Below are 16,323 nucleotides of genomic sequence, written 5' to 3'. Positions count from 1 at the left end.
TGAGTTCCTAATTAATTAATAAAGTATTACAAACTAGCCAATCAGCTTAAAATCTGTCGGTGCAAGGTTGATGCCAGTACTGGTAGCCAGACTGCGTTCGGGACGGTTATGAATGATTTTTTCTTCGCCGGCGACGAGCAGGCATTCGAAGATATCGTTCCCGATCTCTCGTTCGTAAATCATGACGAATTGATCGGTTTCGCTAATAGAACCATTTTCCAACCAGGTTTTTTCTGTCATCGCGACCGGACGGCTGTTATCCCAGACTTTTTCAAAAGTATGGCCTTCCAGCTCCCAGGTGGGCTGCACAATCTGATTGTGAAGTAAGTGCTTCCACTCAGATTCGGTATCAATTGGCTTCGTGTCGTAGAAATAATAAAGTTTTACTTCGCTGACATCGGCTTCAGTCTGGCCATGAGTCAGTACCTGAATAAAACCATCGTCATCGGTGTAATAGCGGAGCAGGCGAGTTTGCTCATCAAGCTGAACTTCGCCAACGGCCTTAATGAGCTGAGTGCGCGAAGCCCCTTCAATAACAAGGTCGGGTTCGATCAGACGTAGTTTAAGATCATCTAATTCAAATGCCCCACCAAGCCTCAAACCCAGTATTTCAGGCGCCTGTTGAATGGGTTTTTCAGGTGTTGTTTTCTTCTTAAGCCAATCAAACATTGTGATTCCTGATCAGATATCGATGAGAATTAAGGATTAGAACTGCGTATGTCTACCACGTAAACGTCTTAATGCGCTCGTCCGCAATATAAAAAAGCTTAGCACCGGGGGGAACTTCACTGTTAAGTATCGGATTGAGTTCGATCCCTGCGCCGGTATCAATTGCAATCAGCGTAGCTTCATATTGTTGCTTGAAACGGGAGAACAATGCATCGATGCTGGTGGCAGAGCAGTGCTCTGGGTAGGTAACAGAATATTGAGTCATCCCCCGATGGGTACTGAGCAGTTCATGGTGTAGCCCACTGGAACCGGGATCGATTGCGGCTTTAGCCAGCATTTCGACGGCGACGGATGGAATACATTCTGCATTCGGGCAATGCTGTTTTAACAGCTGACTTAGCGTATCGTCATTGAAATAGGCGAGCAGATGTGCATCTGGATTTTTGTTGGCGCAATACAAAGCGGCTGACAGCGTTATATCGTCTTCCGTGTTGTCGATAATGATGCAGCTGGCACTGGCGACGCTGGCTCTTGCCATGCCATCGTTATCGGTAAAACTGGTGACCCGGACAAATTCGACTTCTCCCGGCAGGGGGTTTTCAATTTCAGGACGAACACACAGCACGATAGGGCGTTGATCTTTCTCTTCGTGTTGTAACATCTTGATCAGATGCAGGGTGCGCTGTTCATTCCAGCCTAACACCAGGATATGGTTGTTCACTTTAAGACTCCGTTTTCCCAATAGACCGCTTTTCCAGTAGTTAATGAATACGGAAGCGATACGGCCGACGCAAATGGCGAAAAGCCCCAATCCGCCCGGTATCACAAATAAGGCGGCGACCCACTTACCTGCTGTCGTCGTCGGTGACATGTCTCCGTAGCCGACAGTTGATGCTGTGACGAACAGATAATAAATGAAATCGGTAAAAGTGCGAGTGAGTACATGCTCACTCGCAATGGTCAGTAATACCCAGCTTATCGCTATATATCCAAGCAGCGATAGCAACAGGTTGCGTCCATTCAGCTGGCGAAATTGAAGCAGAGCCCACCGACGAATTAGCAACCATAACGACATGTATACCTCCATTTTTTCGAATTCTGCTATTTGCCTAAGATACGGGCTAATTCGTCTTCTGCAGAGGATTTTCCACCCGAGGTGATACCTGCTTCGGCAAGTTTCTTATCCAGGCTACTACCAGATTGCTCTTCAGCCATTTCAGCTGCAGCTTCAAGTTGCGCTGATTTCTCGGTCTGACGCTGTTTTATGCGCTCTAGCGACTCAACGGCGGTGTGCATTTTTGCATTGGCGCCGACGTTGGTAGCCGATACCGCTGATTGCGCTCTCTGTACCGCTTCATTAGCCTTAACAACGTCAACCTGTTGCTCCAGCTGGCGTAGTTTGTCTTTCGCTTGCGCAATATTGGTACGCATACTTTGTTCTGATTTTACAAACTGATCTAAGTATATTTGCTCAGCCTGTTGTTCGGTGCGCAGGTTCGCAACTTTCTGGGCACATTCCAGAGCAAGATCTTGCTGACCATTGTCCATGGCGCCACGTGCATGGCCTTCATACTCATTAATGCCGTTGGTGAAGGCATCCACTTTCTGCTGTGACATTTTACGCTTAGCGACAATGCTGACTAATGCTTCATCAGAGCGGCGAAGTTCTTGTTTGGCATCACGGATTTCCTGATCAAGAATACGCAGCGCCTGACCATCAGCAATGTTTTCGGCCGCTTCATTGGCCCCACCTTTAATGGCGGTAAATAATTTTTTCCAGACGCTCATTATACAATCTCCGCGAGGTGGTCTTGGTATAGTTCGATAAAGGCTTCAACGTTACGGAATAATGTTGCCACTTCAATGACGACACTTTCAGCTTTGGATTGAGAAGACAATGAACCAAAAGCAACATAGTAACTGTGTCCCTGAATCTCATTGATACCAATTGTTGAGAGCGGGAACATCTTATGAGTACGTAATATGTCGTTGTTGAGCTCAGTAATGTCTTTAACTTGTTGCTGAGGGAAAAGCAGTACTTCAACTAGGATCTGCTCACCAGACACTGCCAGAAACGCCTCAATATTATCTTCGTTGCGGATAACGAGGGCCTGTTCACTTGCTTCTACTTGCCAACCTTCATGTTCGGTCAGAACAGGGAGAAGATCTGATAATTTCCATGTCATTTATATTACCTTCTTTCTCATTAAGTGAGTATTTGATTTACTTCCATATGACAGCAGGAATACGACAAAATTCATTTGCTTCCAGAGGCATATCAGCCAATTTTCACCCAGACGTCAACTGAGCGACTCTGATTTTTCAGAGTTACTGGAGTTATACAGTAAATATTATGAGATTGCTTATACATTATTAAAGTGACGAAACGCACGCTTGTCATTGTTTTTGTAACGATTCTATTAATGATGGTTGATTTCTTCTGGTTATGGCGTTGAGGGGAGGGGGGGAGAGCTGCAGGATCAAAAAAGCCAAACTGTGTATGACCCAGTCTGGCAATAATGGCTAAGAGAAGAGCCAGAGTGCTCTTCTCTTATTATTTTGTGAAACAGTTGCTTAGTTCAGCAATTCTTTTGCAGTGTTAACCACGTTTTCAACCGTGAAGCCGAACATCTTAAATAGCTCGCCTGCAGGAGCAGACTCACCGAATGTTGTCATACCGATGATACGGCCGCCGAAACCAACGTACTTGTACCAGAAGTCAGCAATACCCGCTTCAACGGCAACACGTGCTGTTACGTCAGCTGGCAGTACCGCTTCACGGTAAGCGGCATCTTGCTTATCGAACAGGTCTGTAGCTGGCATAGAAACCACGCGAACCTTGCGGCCTTCCGCCGTTAGCTGTGCATATGCTTCTGTAGCTAGCTCAACTTCAGAGCCGGTTGCGATAAAGATAAGCTCTGGCTTGCCTTCACAATCTTTAAGAATGTAGCCACCCTTCGCGATATCAGCAACTTGTGCTTCAGTACGCGCTTGCTGTGCAAGGTTCTGACGCGAGAAGATCAGTGATGTCGGGCCGTCTTTGCGCTCGATAGCGTATTTCCAAGCAACTGCCGATTCAACCTGGTCACATGGACGCCATGTGCTCATGTTTGGTGTCAGACGTAGAGAAGAAACTTGCTCTACAGGCTGGTGCGTCGGACCATCTTCACCCAGACCGATTGAGTCGTGGGTGTAAACCTGGATGTTCTGCACTTTCATCAGTGCCGCCATGCGCATTGCGTTGCGTGCGTATTCCATAAACATCAGGAATGTTGCGCCGTATGGTACGAAGCCACCGTGCAAGGCAATACCGTTCATGATCGCTGTCATACCGAATTCACGTACACCGTAGTGGATGTAGTTACCCGAGAAGTCTTCAGCCGTTAGTGACTTAGAGCCAGACCACATGGTCAGGTTAGACGGCGCAAGGTCAGCCGAGCCGCCCATGAATTCAGGAAGCATTGCACCAAACGCTTCTAGTGCGTTTTGAGATGCTTTACGTGATGCGATGTTTGCCGGGTTTGCCTGAAGATCGGCAATGATAGCATTGGCTTTTTCTTCCCACTGTGCAGGAAGGTCGCCAGCGGTACGGCGCTTGAATTCTGCTGCCAGTTCAGGGTGTGCAGCTGCGTATGCGGCAAACTTCTCATCCCATGCAGCTTCTTTTGCTGCGCCAGCTTCTTTCGCGTTCCACTCAGCGGCTACGTCTGCCGGGATTTCGAAAGGACCGTGATTCCAGCCAAGGAATTCACGAGCAGCGGCGATTTCTTCTGCACCTAGTGGTGCGCCGTGACAGTCGTGAGAGCCTGCTTTGTTTGGCGAACCAAAACCAATGATAGTTTTGCAGCAGATAAGTGTTGGTCTACCTGTTTCTGCTTTAGCGGCTTCGATAGCTGCGTTGATTGCGTCAGCATCGTGACCGTCAACGGCTGGGATTACGTGCCAGCCGTATGCTTCGAAACGCTTAGGTGTATCGTCAGAGAACCAACCTTCAACCTCACCGTCGATAGAGATACCGTTGTCATCCCAGAAAGCAACCAGCTTACCAAGACCTAGCGTACCCGCCAGTGAACATGCTTCGTGAGAGATCCCTTCCATCATACAGCCGTCACCTAGGAACGAGTAGGTGAAGTGATCAACGATGTCGTGGCCGTCGCGGTTGAACTGTGCAGCAAGGGCTTTTTCAGCCATCGCCATACCTACCGCGTTAGTAATACCTTGGCCTAGCGGGCCTGTCGTGGTTTCGATACCCGGCGCATAACCGTATTCCGGGTGACCCGGTGTTTTCGAGTGCAGCTGACGGAAGTTTTTCAGATCATCGATAGACAGCTCGTAACCTGTCAGGTGAAGCAAAGAGTAGATCAGCATTGAACCATGGCCGTTTGATAGGATAAAACGGTCGCGGTCTGCCCACTCTGGGTTTTGCGGGTTGTGGTTCATGTGGCTGCGCCACAGTACTTCAGCAATATCAGCCATACCCATAGGCGCGCCAGGGTGGCCAGAATTTGCTTGTTGTACACCGTCCATGCTCAGGGCACGGATTGCGTTTGCGAGGACTTTACGTTCCATACTTATGTCACCAAAAATTAAATCGATTCAAAAAAGTAAGAAAGCGGCTAAAGGCCGCTTTCTGAAATTATATTAAGTCTTACAGGCGCTCAGCAATCATTGCTTCAAGCTTGCCTTGGTCAACCGCGAAGTTGCGGATACCGTCAGCCAGTTTCTCAACCGCCATCGGATCTTGGTTGTGTTCCCATAGGAACTCAGCGTGAGTCATAGCGGCTGGACGTTCTTTGATCTCAACGTCAGCAGATAGTTTCTGTACCACTTCGCCTTCAGCATCGTTTAGTGCTTGCAGGAGGTCTGGGCTGATAGTCAGACGGTCACAACCCGCCAGCTCTAGAATTTCGCCAGTGTTACGGAAGCTTGCGCCCATTACGACTGTATTGTAGCCATGTTCTTTATAGTATTTGTAGATGCCTGTAACGGATACTACGCCTGGATCTTCAGATGCTTCGAAGTCACGGCCTTCTTTCGCTTTGTACCAGTCCATGATACGACCAACGAAAGGAGAAATCAGGAATACGCCAGCTTCTGCACATGCACGCGCCTGGGCGAAAGAGAACAGCAGGGTAAGGTTACAGTTGATGCCTTCTTTTTCTAGGACTTCAGCAGCACGAATGCCTTCCCAGGTAGAGGCCAGTTTGATCAGAATGCGATCATTAGTGATGCCAGCATCGTTATACATTTTAATTAGCTGGCGAGCTTTTTTGATGCTGCCTTCAGTGTCGTAAGAAAGACGCGCGTCAACTTCTGTAGAGATACGACCCGGTACGACTTTCAGAATTTCTTTACCGATGTTAACGGCAAGCATGTCGCAAGTATCTTGAACTTGCTGTGCTTTGTCATTGCTCTGTGCTTTGGCATAAGCAATTGATGCGTCGATAAGAGGAGCGTATTCAGCAATCTGGGCTGCTTTCAGGATCAACGACGGGTTGGTCGTTGCATCTTCAGGCTGATATTTGCTGATTGCTTCGATGTCGCCAGTGTCAGCAACAACAGTAGTTAGCGCGCGCAGTTGTTCCAGTTTTGTGCTCATATCTTTCGACCCTTAACGTGATAGGACATTGTTTCAATGCTAGCTTAAATTGAAGCTAGAAAAAGTATATTTACGTGCTCTTAACTTAAATAGCGCAAACCATAAACACATAGAGTGAGCGGATGGGTTGGCCGGGAGCAATTGATGTGATGATAATTGTCTTTTTACTGTAAATTGTCAATTGTTAGCGATGCTAAATCGTGTTTAGATCTCATTTTTTGATGTTTGATATATTTTAAGCTCAAACTATTACTGTATTTGTCGATGGTCTGTTTTTATATGATATATCACAAGTGAGCAGATGATCTTTTGGTTGATCATTTGCTCTGTGCTTTACTGGCTGGTAACGGTAATGTGCTGCTGGATTTCCTGGATTAGCAGTGCTAAAGCTGAAGTTAATGCCGTCATTTCGATGTCGGTCGGTACTTCGTTGGCTTTGACGCGTTTTTCGACTATCTGAGCGGCTTTACTTAGCTGAACAGCACAAATGCTAGCAGATACCCCTTTTAGGGTGTGGCTGATCAATGTTGCGGCATCAAAGTCTTGCTTGTTCAGTGCTTGCTTAAACTTTGCGACATCGTTGCAGTGCTCTTCGAAAAACATGCTCAGAAACTGCAATACAAGACCTTGATCGTGGTCCATCATTTCCAGCAGTTCATTGAGGTTAACTTGTTGAAACTGATCGGGGTGCAGCTGAACATCGCTTGCCGGTGATGATGTTTCAATCTGTTCAATCTTGCTATCGTTGAGGCCGTCGATAGCCATACTGATAGATGACAAGCTTTCTGGCGTCAGACTTTCCCAGCCTGATGTTGCAATGTCGCTATTCACTTCGGGGAGTGATTCAGGCGTAGATCTGCGCAGGGCAGCCATGGTCGTAATTTTGCCTTTAAATCGTTGCAGCGCATCAAGTAGTTTACGCTCGTCCAGAGGCTTTGCGATCACGCAGTCAGCCCCGGCATCTATCATGCTCTTCTGCGCTTCTTCAAATACATCGGCCGTACAGGCAAAAATCGGGATCTGGTTTATCGGTGATATCAATGCCCGGATACGCTTGGTAGCTTCAATTCCATCCATGACCGGCATGTGGTTGTCCATCAGAATGATATCGAAATATTCAGCATCGAGTATTCTTAAGGCCTCTTCGCCGTTTTCGACTACTTGAGTTTGAAAACCGTGCTGCCTCAGGAAGGAATCGATGATCAAGACATTGAGGTGATTATCTTCAACAATGAGCACTTTGAGATCAATAAAGGTACGTTGATCAAACTCGATTTCAGATTGCTCTTCTTGTTCATAGTGACCAGGATTGACCGTTAAGGTCACGGTAAAGGTTGAACCTTTTCCGGGCTGGCTCTCAAGCTGAATATCGCCGCCCATTAGATCAGAGAGTTGCTTAACAATACTTAAGCCTAAACCTGTACCGCCAAAGCGTCGGCAGGTTGATACCTCAGCCTGAACAAACGGCTCAAAGATCATTGGAATACGGTCTTGTGCGATGCCAATACCGGTATCCTGAATAATGATGGTGAGCACTTTTTCATTGGGTTGAGAGCCAGCCTGTTGCTTCAGGGTGACACGTACTTCCCCTTTTAAGGTAAATTTAATCGCGTTGCTGATGAGATTGAATAATATCTGGCGGATGCGGGCTTTGTCAGCATAGAACCAGCTTGATGGTTCAAAGTCACAATCAATGTAGAAGCCGATCCCTTTCTCTTTGGCAAGCGTGTAGTAAGCGCTTTCGATTGTGCCGAGCAAATCAGTAAAACAAAAGTGCGTTTTATCAAGCTTTAGCTGGCCTTGTTCGATTTTAGAGAAATCCAGAATATCATTCAGCAGCGACATCATGTGTTTGCCCGAATCAAGCAATATGTACAAATGATGTTTTTGCTCTGTTGTCAGATCGGTTTTCAGCAATAGCTGGGAAAGCCCCAGCATGCCATTCATCGGAGTACGGATTTCATGGGATAAGTTAGCCAGAAAGGCGGACTTGGCTCTGTCTGCATCTTCGGCCTTGTGCAGTGCCTGGTTCAGACGCTGGGTATCGGAAGATATTTTATCCGCCCCCTGATTCAAGGCTGCATGAAGTACCTGAAACTCATGAGGGCCGGTAAATGTTTCATTACGGAAATAGCTCCCCAGTTTAAACTGGGCCGCAAAGCGCGACAGTTTAGCTAATGGCACCGTGATACGCTTGGTTAGAGTAATCGATAATACAATCACCATACAGGCGGTAAAAAATAGCGCCAGTAAAAAGTAGCGATGCAGGTCATCGATTACTTTCGTTGCAGTATGCTGCGGCGTTATGGTGACTAACGACCACAGGGGTTGGTGGTTATTATCAAGGGTGTCCAATTTGGAAATGGTGGTAATGAGTTCATCACTATAGCGGTTAGTGTAGTGAGTCACTCCTCCCTGTTCACTGTGGGTCTGAAATTTCCCTTGATCATAGTTCTGTTTGAAATCATTGAAAGCCTGCAGGTCCCGCCCTTGGTACTTGCCTGATAATATGGCGTTACCTTGCTGATTTATCAGGAAGATATAGTCGGCATTACTAATATGCTCGGCTAAGTAGTTCAGTCGTTCATTAATCTCACTCAGACGGTATTCGACTAATAAGAAGCGTGTTTTAGTGGGGCGGGAATGAGATGAATAGTTGTTGCTGATTTCGGTGATAAACAGCAGGCAGGGGACTGAGGTGGCATTTTTTGGCACTGCGATATACGTCTTATCCGGCGTTGAGTCTATCTTGCCTATAATGTCGGCGAAGTCATTTAAGCCAAATTTTTTGAGTTCGTTTGTCAGATGAGTTGGTTGATCGGTACGGGATGATTCAGTGATCTTAAATTGACTGCCCTGTTTTTCAACCAGGTGAATCGTATTAAAGGCTTGATCAACGGCGCTCAGCTCGGCCAGATAATGGCTGATAAAACTTTTGTCATTAGCTGATGCGCCAAGGGTGGTCGATGGGTCTAATTCAAAAACGGGGGAGTTAGCCAGTGTTTTCAGGCTCAGCAGGCGTTTGGCAAAAATATCATCAATGTTTTGCGCTGCAATTTCTGTACGGTGGTAGATACCCAGGGATATTTGTTCAAGTGCCACCGTCGACCATTTATCGCTGCTTATCCAGCTATAGAGAAACGCAGGAATAATCCCTACTGAAAGCATACTGGCCAGTAAAATGGGTTTGATTTTATTTGGGAATAATCGCATTACCATCCCTAACATCCTTGTTGGTCGCGAAAAGCCCGCTATTTCTTTTACATCTTAAAAACAAATATAACAATAATATCAATCCGAGACTTTGCAATAGTAAAGAAAGTTGATCTCAGCGACAAAGTTTTGGTGGACTGAAATACGTTGCTTGATGAAGGTCATGATGAGGGCAAGCACCCGATTCGCTTGTGCCCTCATTATAAGGTGGGGTGGGTATTGCTGACAGAACATGTTCCTGATTAGCTCAATAGCTGCTCTAAGGTAAGCGGTGCAGCGGTTAACCCGACTTGCTGTGCTGGTGTCAGGCCCGACCGATCCTGGCGGCACAAGTTATGCCATGCACGGTAAATATCCAGCAGAGGTAATAGCCCTGCGGGGCGCAATTTACGACGGGGTTCATCAACTAGTTGTGAAAACTGGTCGTGGAAGCGGGTTTGGTATTCACTGATAGCCCGATGAGACGCGATTTCCAGCCACTTCTTTTCATTGTCTTTCTCACCGCCTATATGACAGATACCTTTGCCGATATCATCATGGCGGGTGAAGGCCCAACGATCACGCCACCAGCTCATCAAAACAATATCAATACGCCCCGCAGCCTGACCATGTTGCCAGCCTTTATCTTCGATGACATAAAGCGGATGAATACTTTTATCTTTAATACGGTTAAGGAAAACAGAGATACATGCCGAACGCAATAACGTTTCCTGAGGCATAAACAGTGACAGAGACTCGTTATATTCAAGCATTTGTGACAAATGCAGATAGTGTGCGTAAACCGTGTACTGTGGGCGCACTAAGCACCCCTTGGCCGGATAGTTAATACGCGGCAGGTGACTGAGCGGATCTTCCATATTAGGACGGGCCAGTACCTTACGGTAAGTTGCATCAACGCGAGCCAGAATACCTTGTGGCGCTGGCAACGGTACCTCAACCAATTGCGCGTTGGGTGCAGCCATAAAACGGGTATTGTTCTGGAAAGGGTCGTGATCTTTGCTGGGGTTATCGACATCGGCGGAGTGGTAATTAACATGCTGGCCAACGATATAACCTGATGTGGCTTCACCGGTGGCAATCCATAAAACACCGTTGTCACTGTTAGGCTGCAATGGCTTTAAATCTGACGCGAGCGATAACGCCTGCGCATGTTTAAATAAGCGGGCATCAAACATCGACAACTGACGGCGGCAGCGGCTGGCAATGTGCGATAGCTGATCGTAAAAGGTTTTCGGGTTCATTCCCAGGCGACGGCAAATGTCACGTACCGAGTAGCCAGTAAATAACATGGCTAATAGTTTTTGCTGCACCATATGCTTGCCATTAAAGCCTGACCAGCGGTCGACAAAAGTGGCCTGGCAGCATTTGCAACGGTATCGCTGGCGATCGCCGCTGTAGCCAAAAGCATGATAAAGATGGCGGTGGGTCAGTACCGGCAGGCCGAGATTTCTGCAGTCAGGATTAGTACAAGCAGGAAGGCCACTGCTTTGTGCGAGTTTAAGGCGAGAAACTTCAGCTACGACATCGTGGTTATTGATAACCGGGGGAAACGCTCCACATTCACGGCAGATCATTGTTGGTCTGTTCGGATTAGAGTGTTGCACAACGTAGTCGTGTTCATCCATTGAACCAAAATTGCGGCAGCTGACAGTTTTACAGTGATTAAACTGCAAATGCCCGTAAGCGGGTGGCAACAGGGTTGCAGAGGATACTGGGTGAAGTTTTTTCATCATGGTTGCCTTACCTAATCCTTGTGCATAAGCCAGGAGAAGGGGACTGAATAAAAGGTAACCCTCTTATTCAGTACAGCATTAGCCGCCCACAAGTCAGCTGATATTTCACATAGATCGCCTGAAAAAAGCATCAATATATGACAATGTTTTTCTCAATTCAAATTATGCAAGACGCCACATATTACAAAATGTTGAGCTGCGATTATGTTCAAGAACAGCCTCCCTGTGGACACTAATATTCCCTTTTTCTACATTACTCATTACGTAACGTTAAAAACGTTGCCGTTAAGAGCTATACCATTAGAACTGATGACATAATAACTATGATATCAACTAGAATAATGGCATAGGTCTTAACTCTGTCTGAGACAGAGGTAGCGGCCAGAGAATCGGGGAAAACCCTGACCGCTAAATACTTTTTTACTTCAACGGAATTAGATGCTGATCGCGGTTTCCAGTGCGACGTTCATCATCTCGTTGAAAGACTTCTGCCGGTCTTCTGAACTTAGCTTCTCACCTCGGGTGATGTGGTCCGATACGGTCAGGATAGTCAGTGCCTTGGCACCAAGCTCAGCAGCCACACCGTAGATACCAGCAGCTTCCATATCGATACCCAGAATGCCAAGCTTTTCCATTTTTTCGAACAAGTCAGTTTCAGGACTGTAGAATAGATCTGCAGAGAACACGTTACCGACACGAACCGGCACTTTTTGCGCACGCGCCTGGCCCACTGCAGTTTCCAGCAGGTGGAAATCAGCAATCGCTGCGAAATCATGATCGTTGAAACGGATACGATTAACTTTAGAATCGGTAGATGCACCCATACCGATGATGACATCCATCAGTTTCACGTCATCACTTACGGTGCCACAGCTACCAACACGGATAACATTTTTAACACCGAAATCTTTGATCAGCTCATGTACATAGATAGAGCATGAAGGGATGCCCATACCGTGGCCCATAACAGAAACACGCTTACCTTTGTAAGTACCGGTGAAACCAAGCATGCTGCGTACGTCACACACTTGCTTTACATCTTCCAGGAAGTTTTCAGCAATAAACTTTGCGCGTAACGGGTCACCTGGCATTAGGACTGTTTCAGCAAAATCACCAAGTTCAGCATTGATATGTGGGGTAGCCATGGCTCACTCCTAGGAATTTGTTATTAAAAGGGTTTAAGTATTTAAGAGAAAAAACGCTCAACAATTGTTTGGTATGCCATACCGCCAAGGTAAACACCCACGATGCCCATTATGCCGGGTAATACTGGTGGCGCAGGCAGTGGCAGCTTAATCGCACTAAAAAATAAGCCAACAATTAAGCCTGCAAAAATAGCCAGCAGAATTTCGTTCATGTGTTTACCCTCGATTGTCTTGCATATTCAATGTGTGACGGCTTGATTTCGGCTTGCTCTTTCTGTCTTTTTTGGAAGTACAGTGTGTTGTAAATCAATTACTCTTCACAAGTCACTCGCGCTTCAGACAAAAATAGATAAGGTGCCTTTGTGTTATTGCCGTTCGATGTGAAGAAGTTTATGGAATTGGCGGCCTTCATCTAGCGATCATGATCACATTTTAGTTTCTAAATAAGAAAAAAAAACGTGTTGATTACCAAATATGTTGAAAATGTGATGGGAATCGTTTGCCCGGGAGTTATCGGGCTTTGATTGAAAAGTAATCCAAACAATGGTCGACTTACTTTAGTTGTTGAAAGTATAGGGTTTTATGTTGATGTTTGTGCGATGTAAACAGTATGAAATGATGTTCACAAAAGCGTGATCTTGTAATGGATTTCATTTTTGCAATACACATAAACGGGATAGAACGTTGAGTTTTCCGTATCTGAAAAAAGAGAGGTTTCCGTCAGTAAACGGCAGAAGCTTGTATCCGGTTAGCTGGAATAATCAAAGGTTGCGCACGAAAAAAGTCACAGAATGGGCGTATAAGTAAAAAACAGTCTAAATATTAATCACAGTCGGAATTGGATCAAAATTCTGGGCGACAGGGTGAGTACATCATGACTAACTATGAACACTACCTGGCGGTGGTTGAGCAGGTCTATTCGGAAGTTCTGCGCAAGCTGTCCCCCTCTTGGCGGATCGAATACCGGGATGTATTGCCGGAACAAAACTTGAAAGGTTGTTTGGATGTCAATTTTGTCGCCGAGGATGCCACGGTATTTCATCGGTTTAAAATTTCGGCCGATCAAGTTGAGAAGTGGCCCGACAAGCAGCCGGTTAATGGCGTACTGGTTGACTACATTATCCGTGGTGCGGCGCGAATGGCACCGCTGCGTCAGACGGCATACCGCAAAAATTTCGCCTACTGGCTGGAAAGTTGCCTGCAGGTGGTACATTCGCTCACGATCAGCAACGCTGATCTTCAGTATGCGGTGAGTGACAATGCTTATCCGTATCCGAGCAAAGTTAAGTTAAACGGAGATTACCTTCCATGCTGGGTGTTATGTGGAAAAGAGCAGCAGTTGGTGGTGACTGTCATTGATAGCCGATCCGGCCATTTTGGTCTTACACAGAATGTGGACGCGGGGCAATTGGTTGATTCTGAGCGTTGGTTTGAGGCTCAGGTCATCGATTCTGCGGAAGAAGCGATTGATACAGTGATGGGGCATGTTAAAGATTTAGCGAAGTTGACCGATGAGGATGACGATAACGAACCTAAACTGTTGGATGCGGTGAAACATCCCAGTGTATCAACCTTGAGCCCGGTAGTAAGTGTAATGCTGATTATGGGGATTGTAGTCGCGTTCTTTATTATTTTTAAAATTCAGTTAGGATTTTAGCAATTGTAGCGGCTGATTTAGTTACTCAAAGGTACTCGAAAGGCGCCGTCATTCCTTCGTACCTTTCCCCTGAAGTGAGCTGGCTGGTATCACTCTGAATTCTGCCTCTTGAGGTAACTTTGGGGATATTCTCGTTGGTCTTAGTCGTAAAATCTTATAAGATTTACGCCATTGTTCTCGTTGTCGAGGTAGGTTATGTATAACCTGACACTGTTATCTCAAGCTGAAAAAAACCGCATAGAACTTGATAAGCAAGCCGCTTATACCGTATGGAAAGTTAAAAACGCCAAGGCGGGGTATGAGGCGTTTATTGAACAGAGTAATAATATTGCAGACGATGATGATCGTGATTTTTTCAATCAGGCGGTCAGCAAATATAAAACTAAAATGGGTGTCAAGTAATACCCGCGCCAGATATTTGTTATTAATGTCAATCAATGAAAAATGGCCCGGAAGATATTATCTTGGGCGCTGGGGGCAGTCATTGATCAGCAACCGCACACGAAATGATCATTGCTGGTTGCGATGAGTCGGCTCTGCGCGGCTATCAGTATGTTGATTCAGGGGCCTCTGGGATACGGAAAAAGGCGTCCGGCAACTTACTGGCGTCGGCACTCAGATCACGGTCGAAACCAGGCTGGAATATGATCTTACGATGACGGTGACGTCTGGATATAGCGTCTTTACCCTAACTGGGGTATAGAGCCCGGATTAACGGCTTGTGTTAACCGGGCATTATCTCTCAATTTTTCTCTGCACTTATACTCCCCTACCATATATAGCTTCAGCTTTGATTCAGCTGTAGAATATAAAATCACTCAGTTCGTATAATGACGAAGATTTGAATGTTGGTTTAAGCCACTCATTTTTTAATAATAACGAGTAAGGAATTAATTTTTCATACTATGAGTAAATTTACCCCCCCGGCGTTTACTAAATCGTTTTTACACCCGCGCTACTGGCCAACCTTGGTGCTGGTTGCGGTAATGTATCTTATTAGTTGGCTGCCATATTTTATTCAGTTTCGTATGGGGCAAGGCATTGGCCGGCTAGCGATTCGGTTCATGAAGAAAAGACGAAACACGATCAGGCGTAATCTGGCGTTGTGTTTTCCTGAGATGTCAGAGCAAGATCGTGAGGTACTGATTAAAAAGAATATTGATAATACCGGTCTGGCGTTGTTCGAGACCGGAATGGCGTGGTTCTGGCCGGATCTCCGTGTTGAACGTCATGTCGACATTGAAGGTATCCAACACATTAAAAAGCTGCAAGACGAAGGTAAAGGGGTGCTGCTAATTGCAATTCACTCAATGAACCTTGAGTTGGGTGCCCGTGCCTTCGGGATGAAAACACCGGGTGTTGGCGTCTATCGACCTAACAATAACCCATGTTTTGACTACTTCCAGTATAAAGGACGTATACGCTCCAACTCTGCAATGATTGATCGTAAAGACGTTAGAGGTATGCTGCGGGCACTGCGCACCGGTGAACTGGTCTGGTATGCGCCGGATCATGATTATGGTCGTCGTCGCAATTCGACATTTGCCCCTTTATTTGCCGTAGAAAAAGCCTGTACAACAACAGGAACCAGTCTGCTCGTCGATGCCTCAGGTTGTGCTGCCGTGCCATTTTCGATGGTGCGTAATACCGATTCGGGTCAATATACATTGAAGATCTTTCCGCCGTTAGATGCTTTTCCGCACAATGACTCTGATGCCGCCGCGGCTTATATTAATAAAGCGGTTGAACGGTCGATTATGCAGGCTCCTGAACAATATATGTGGTTACATCGGCGCTTTAAAACCCGTCCGGAAGGTGAGCCTTCTTTATATGATTGAGCGATAAATTATTTGTATATAAATAGGATTATTTCTCGCTTTAAGCGGGGCGAAAACCAGGAGAGCGAAGGGGTAACTTCATCAGTAAAAATATAGAGTTAAGAAAGCCTTCAGATGAGCGGAGTGTCAGCTTAAAGATACTCTTAAGCATCAGTGCAGTTGTATCGCAGTATCTGAGTACTGATACCTTCGCTCACGTCGCTCTCTATGTTGAGTACAAAGCCAAGAGGCTATTGCTTCTTCATCAATCCAAAAAGTAATCGAACCACGATTAACAAGCGTTTGATTGTACTGCTTCCAATTAGAGGTTCTGTATTTAACTTTGGCCATTATACTTACTCATTCGGTTATGAGTAAGATCTGATCCGTCAGTTTGTAAATCGTTCAAAATGATTTAGGTAACAAAGCCAAAATCACATTAAATCAATATACTGCTTTTGACGGGATGTAATTTATTTGTCATTTCAGT

General features: G+C 46.0%; 13 protein-coding genes and 1 pseudogene. 3 read left to right on the top strand and 11 right to left on the bottom strand.

All coding sequences use genetic code 11. The features are described from left to right. Positions 1 to 33: 33 nt before the first annotated feature. The 10 genes from AC2204_RS12105 to AC2204_RS12060 all read right to left on the bottom strand — a co-directional run bounded on the left by AC2204_RS12105 (position 34) and on the right by AC2204_RS12060 (position 12,571). Complete coding sequence (locus AC2204_RS12105; protein WP_318925784.1) at positions 34 to 669, bottom strand: YjfK family protein; 636 nt, start codon at positions 667 to 669, stop codon at positions 34 to 36. A gap of 52 nt (positions 670 to 721) precedes the next feature. Beyond that, a complete protein-coding gene (locus AC2204_RS12100; protein WP_318925782.1) occupies positions 722 to 1,744 on the bottom strand; it encodes a potassium channel family protein in 1,023 nt (340 codons plus the stop codon). A gap of 26 nt (positions 1,745 to 1,770) precedes the next feature. Beyond that, on the bottom strand, positions 1,771 to 2,457 hold the full coding sequence (locus AC2204_RS12095; protein ID WP_318925780.1) for a PspA/IM30 family protein: 687 nt from the start codon (positions 2,455 to 2,457) through the stop codon (positions 1,771 to 1,773). Then, positions 2,457 to 2,855, bottom strand: coding sequence for a DUF2170 family protein (locus AC2204_RS12090; RefSeq protein ID WP_318925779.1), 399 nt, complete (start codon positions 2,853 to 2,855; stop codon positions 2,457 to 2,459). Before AC2204_RS12090 ends, AC2204_RS12095 begins: the two co-directional genes overlap by 1 nt. 388 nt (positions 2,856 to 3,243) lie before the next feature. Next, a complete protein-coding gene (tkt, locus tag AC2204_RS12085; RefSeq protein WP_318925778.1) occupies positions 3,244 to 5,238 on the bottom strand; it encodes a transketolase in 1,995 nt (664 codons plus the stop codon). A 79-nt stretch (positions 5,239 to 5,317) separates the two neighbouring features. Further along, positions 5,318 to 6,268 carry a transaldolase gene (gene tal / locus AC2204_RS12080; protein WP_318925777.1) on the bottom strand — a complete coding sequence of 317 codons (951 nt, stop codon included), beginning with the start codon at positions 6,266 to 6,268 and terminating at the stop codon, positions 5,318 to 5,320. A gap of 333 nt (positions 6,269 to 6,601) precedes the next feature. Further along, the gene (locus tag AC2204_RS12075; protein WP_318925775.1) at positions 6,602 to 9,481 is read right to left on the bottom strand and encodes an ATP-binding protein; all 2,880 of its coding nucleotides are present in this window, start codon (positions 9,479 to 9,481) and stop codon (positions 6,602 to 6,604) included. A 242-nt stretch (positions 9,482 to 9,723) separates the two neighbouring features. Further along, on the bottom strand, positions 9,724 to 11,214 hold the full coding sequence (locus AC2204_RS12070; protein ID WP_413466695.1) for a transposase: 1,491 nt from the start codon (positions 11,212 to 11,214) through the stop codon (positions 9,724 to 9,726). 434 nt (positions 11,215 to 11,648) lie between these two features. Continuing rightward, positions 11,649 to 12,359 carry a purine-nucleoside phosphorylase gene (deoD, locus tag AC2204_RS12065; protein WP_318925774.1) on the bottom strand — a complete coding sequence of 237 codons (711 nt, stop codon included), beginning with the start codon at positions 12,357 to 12,359 and terminating at the stop codon, positions 11,649 to 11,651. 41 nt (positions 12,360 to 12,400) lie between these two features. Then, positions 12,401 to 12,571 carry a XapX domain-containing protein gene (locus AC2204_RS12060; protein WP_318925772.1) on the bottom strand — a complete coding sequence of 57 codons (171 nt, stop codon included), beginning with the start codon at positions 12,569 to 12,571 and terminating at the stop codon, positions 12,401 to 12,403. Positions 12,572 to 13,233: 662 nt separating this feature from the next. Here AC2204_RS12060 and AC2204_RS12055 point away from each other — a divergent pair. The 3 genes from AC2204_RS12055 to lpxL all read left to right on the top strand — a co-directional run bounded on the left by AC2204_RS12055 (position 13,234) and on the right by lpxL (position 15,854). Next, positions 13,234 to 14,016 (top strand): hypothetical protein, encoded by a 783-nt coding sequence (locus tag AC2204_RS12055; protein WP_318925771.1) that lies wholly within the window; start codon positions 13,234 to 13,236, stop codon positions 14,014 to 14,016. Positions 14,017 to 14,211: 195 nt separating this feature from the next. Further along, the gene (locus AC2204_RS12050) at positions 14,212 to 14,418 is read left to right on the top strand and encodes a DUF3283 family protein (protein WP_318925768.1); all 207 of its coding nucleotides are present in this window, start codon (positions 14,212 to 14,214) and stop codon (positions 14,416 to 14,418) included. 503 nt (positions 14,419 to 14,921) lie between these two features. Beyond that, on the top strand, positions 14,922 to 15,854 hold the full coding sequence (gene lpxL, locus AC2204_RS12045) for an LpxL/LpxP family Kdo(2)-lipid IV(A) lauroyl/palmitoleoyl acyltransferase (protein WP_318925767.1): 933 nt from the start codon (positions 14,922 to 14,924) through the stop codon (positions 15,852 to 15,854). 52 nt (positions 15,855 to 15,906) lie between these two features. Here lpxL and AC2204_RS12040 read toward each other — a convergent pair. After that, a pseudogene (locus tag AC2204_RS12040) lies at positions 15,907 to 16,184 on the bottom strand (transposase); the annotation flags it as partial. Between the last annotated feature and the right edge of the window lie 139 nt (positions 16,185 to 16,323).

It is taken from the genome of Photobacterium sp., assembly GCF_057456235.1.
The sequence above is the reverse complement of the archived record's forward strand: the minus strand, read 5'-3'. Positions and strand labels throughout refer to the sequence as shown.

Coding starts and splice junctions, on each gene's coding strand:
- AC2204_RS12095 (WP_318925780.1), bottom strand. CDS start 2,457: ATGAGCGTCTGGAAAAAATTATTTACCGCCATTAAAGGTGGGGCCAAT.
- tkt (WP_318925778.1), bottom strand. CDS start 5,238: ATGGAACGTAAAGTCCTCGCAAACGCAATCCGTGCCCTGAGCATGGAC.
- AC2204_RS12050 (WP_318925768.1), top strand. CDS start 14,212: ATGTATAACCTGACACTGTTATCTCAAGCTGAAAAAAACCGCATAGAA.
- tal (WP_318925777.1), bottom strand. CDS start 6,268: ATGAGCACAAAACTGGAACAACTGCGCGCGCTAACTACTGTTGTTGCT.
- AC2204_RS12060 (WP_318925772.1), bottom strand. CDS start 12,571: ATGAACGAAATTCTGCTGGCTATTTTTGCAGGCTTAATTGTTGGCTTA.
- AC2204_RS12105 (WP_318925784.1), bottom strand. CDS start 669: ATGTTTGATTGGCTTAAGAAGAAAACAACACCTGAAAAACCCATTCAA.
- AC2204_RS12100 (WP_318925782.1), bottom strand. CDS start 1,744: ATGTCGTTATGGTTGCTAATTCGTCGGTGGGCTCTGCTTCAATTTCGC.
- lpxL (WP_318925767.1), top strand. CDS start 14,922: ATGAGTAAATTTACCCCCCCGGCGTTTACTAAATCGTTTTTACACCCG.
- deoD (WP_318925774.1), bottom strand. CDS start 12,359: ATGGCTACCCCACATATCAATGCTGAACTTGGTGATTTTGCTGAAACA.
- AC2204_RS12075 (WP_318925775.1), bottom strand. CDS start 9,481: ATGCGATTATTCCCAAATAAAATCAAACCCATTTTACTGGCCAGTATG.
- AC2204_RS12055 (WP_318925771.1), top strand. CDS start 13,234: ATGACTAACTATGAACACTACCTGGCGGTGGTTGAGCAGGTCTATTCG.
- AC2204_RS12070 (WP_413466695.1), bottom strand. CDS start 11,214: ATGATGAAAAAACTTCACCCAGTATCCTCTGCAACCCTGTTGCCACCC.
- AC2204_RS12090 (WP_318925779.1), bottom strand. CDS start 2,855: ATGACATGGAAATTATCAGATCTTCTCCCTGTTCTGACCGAACATGAA.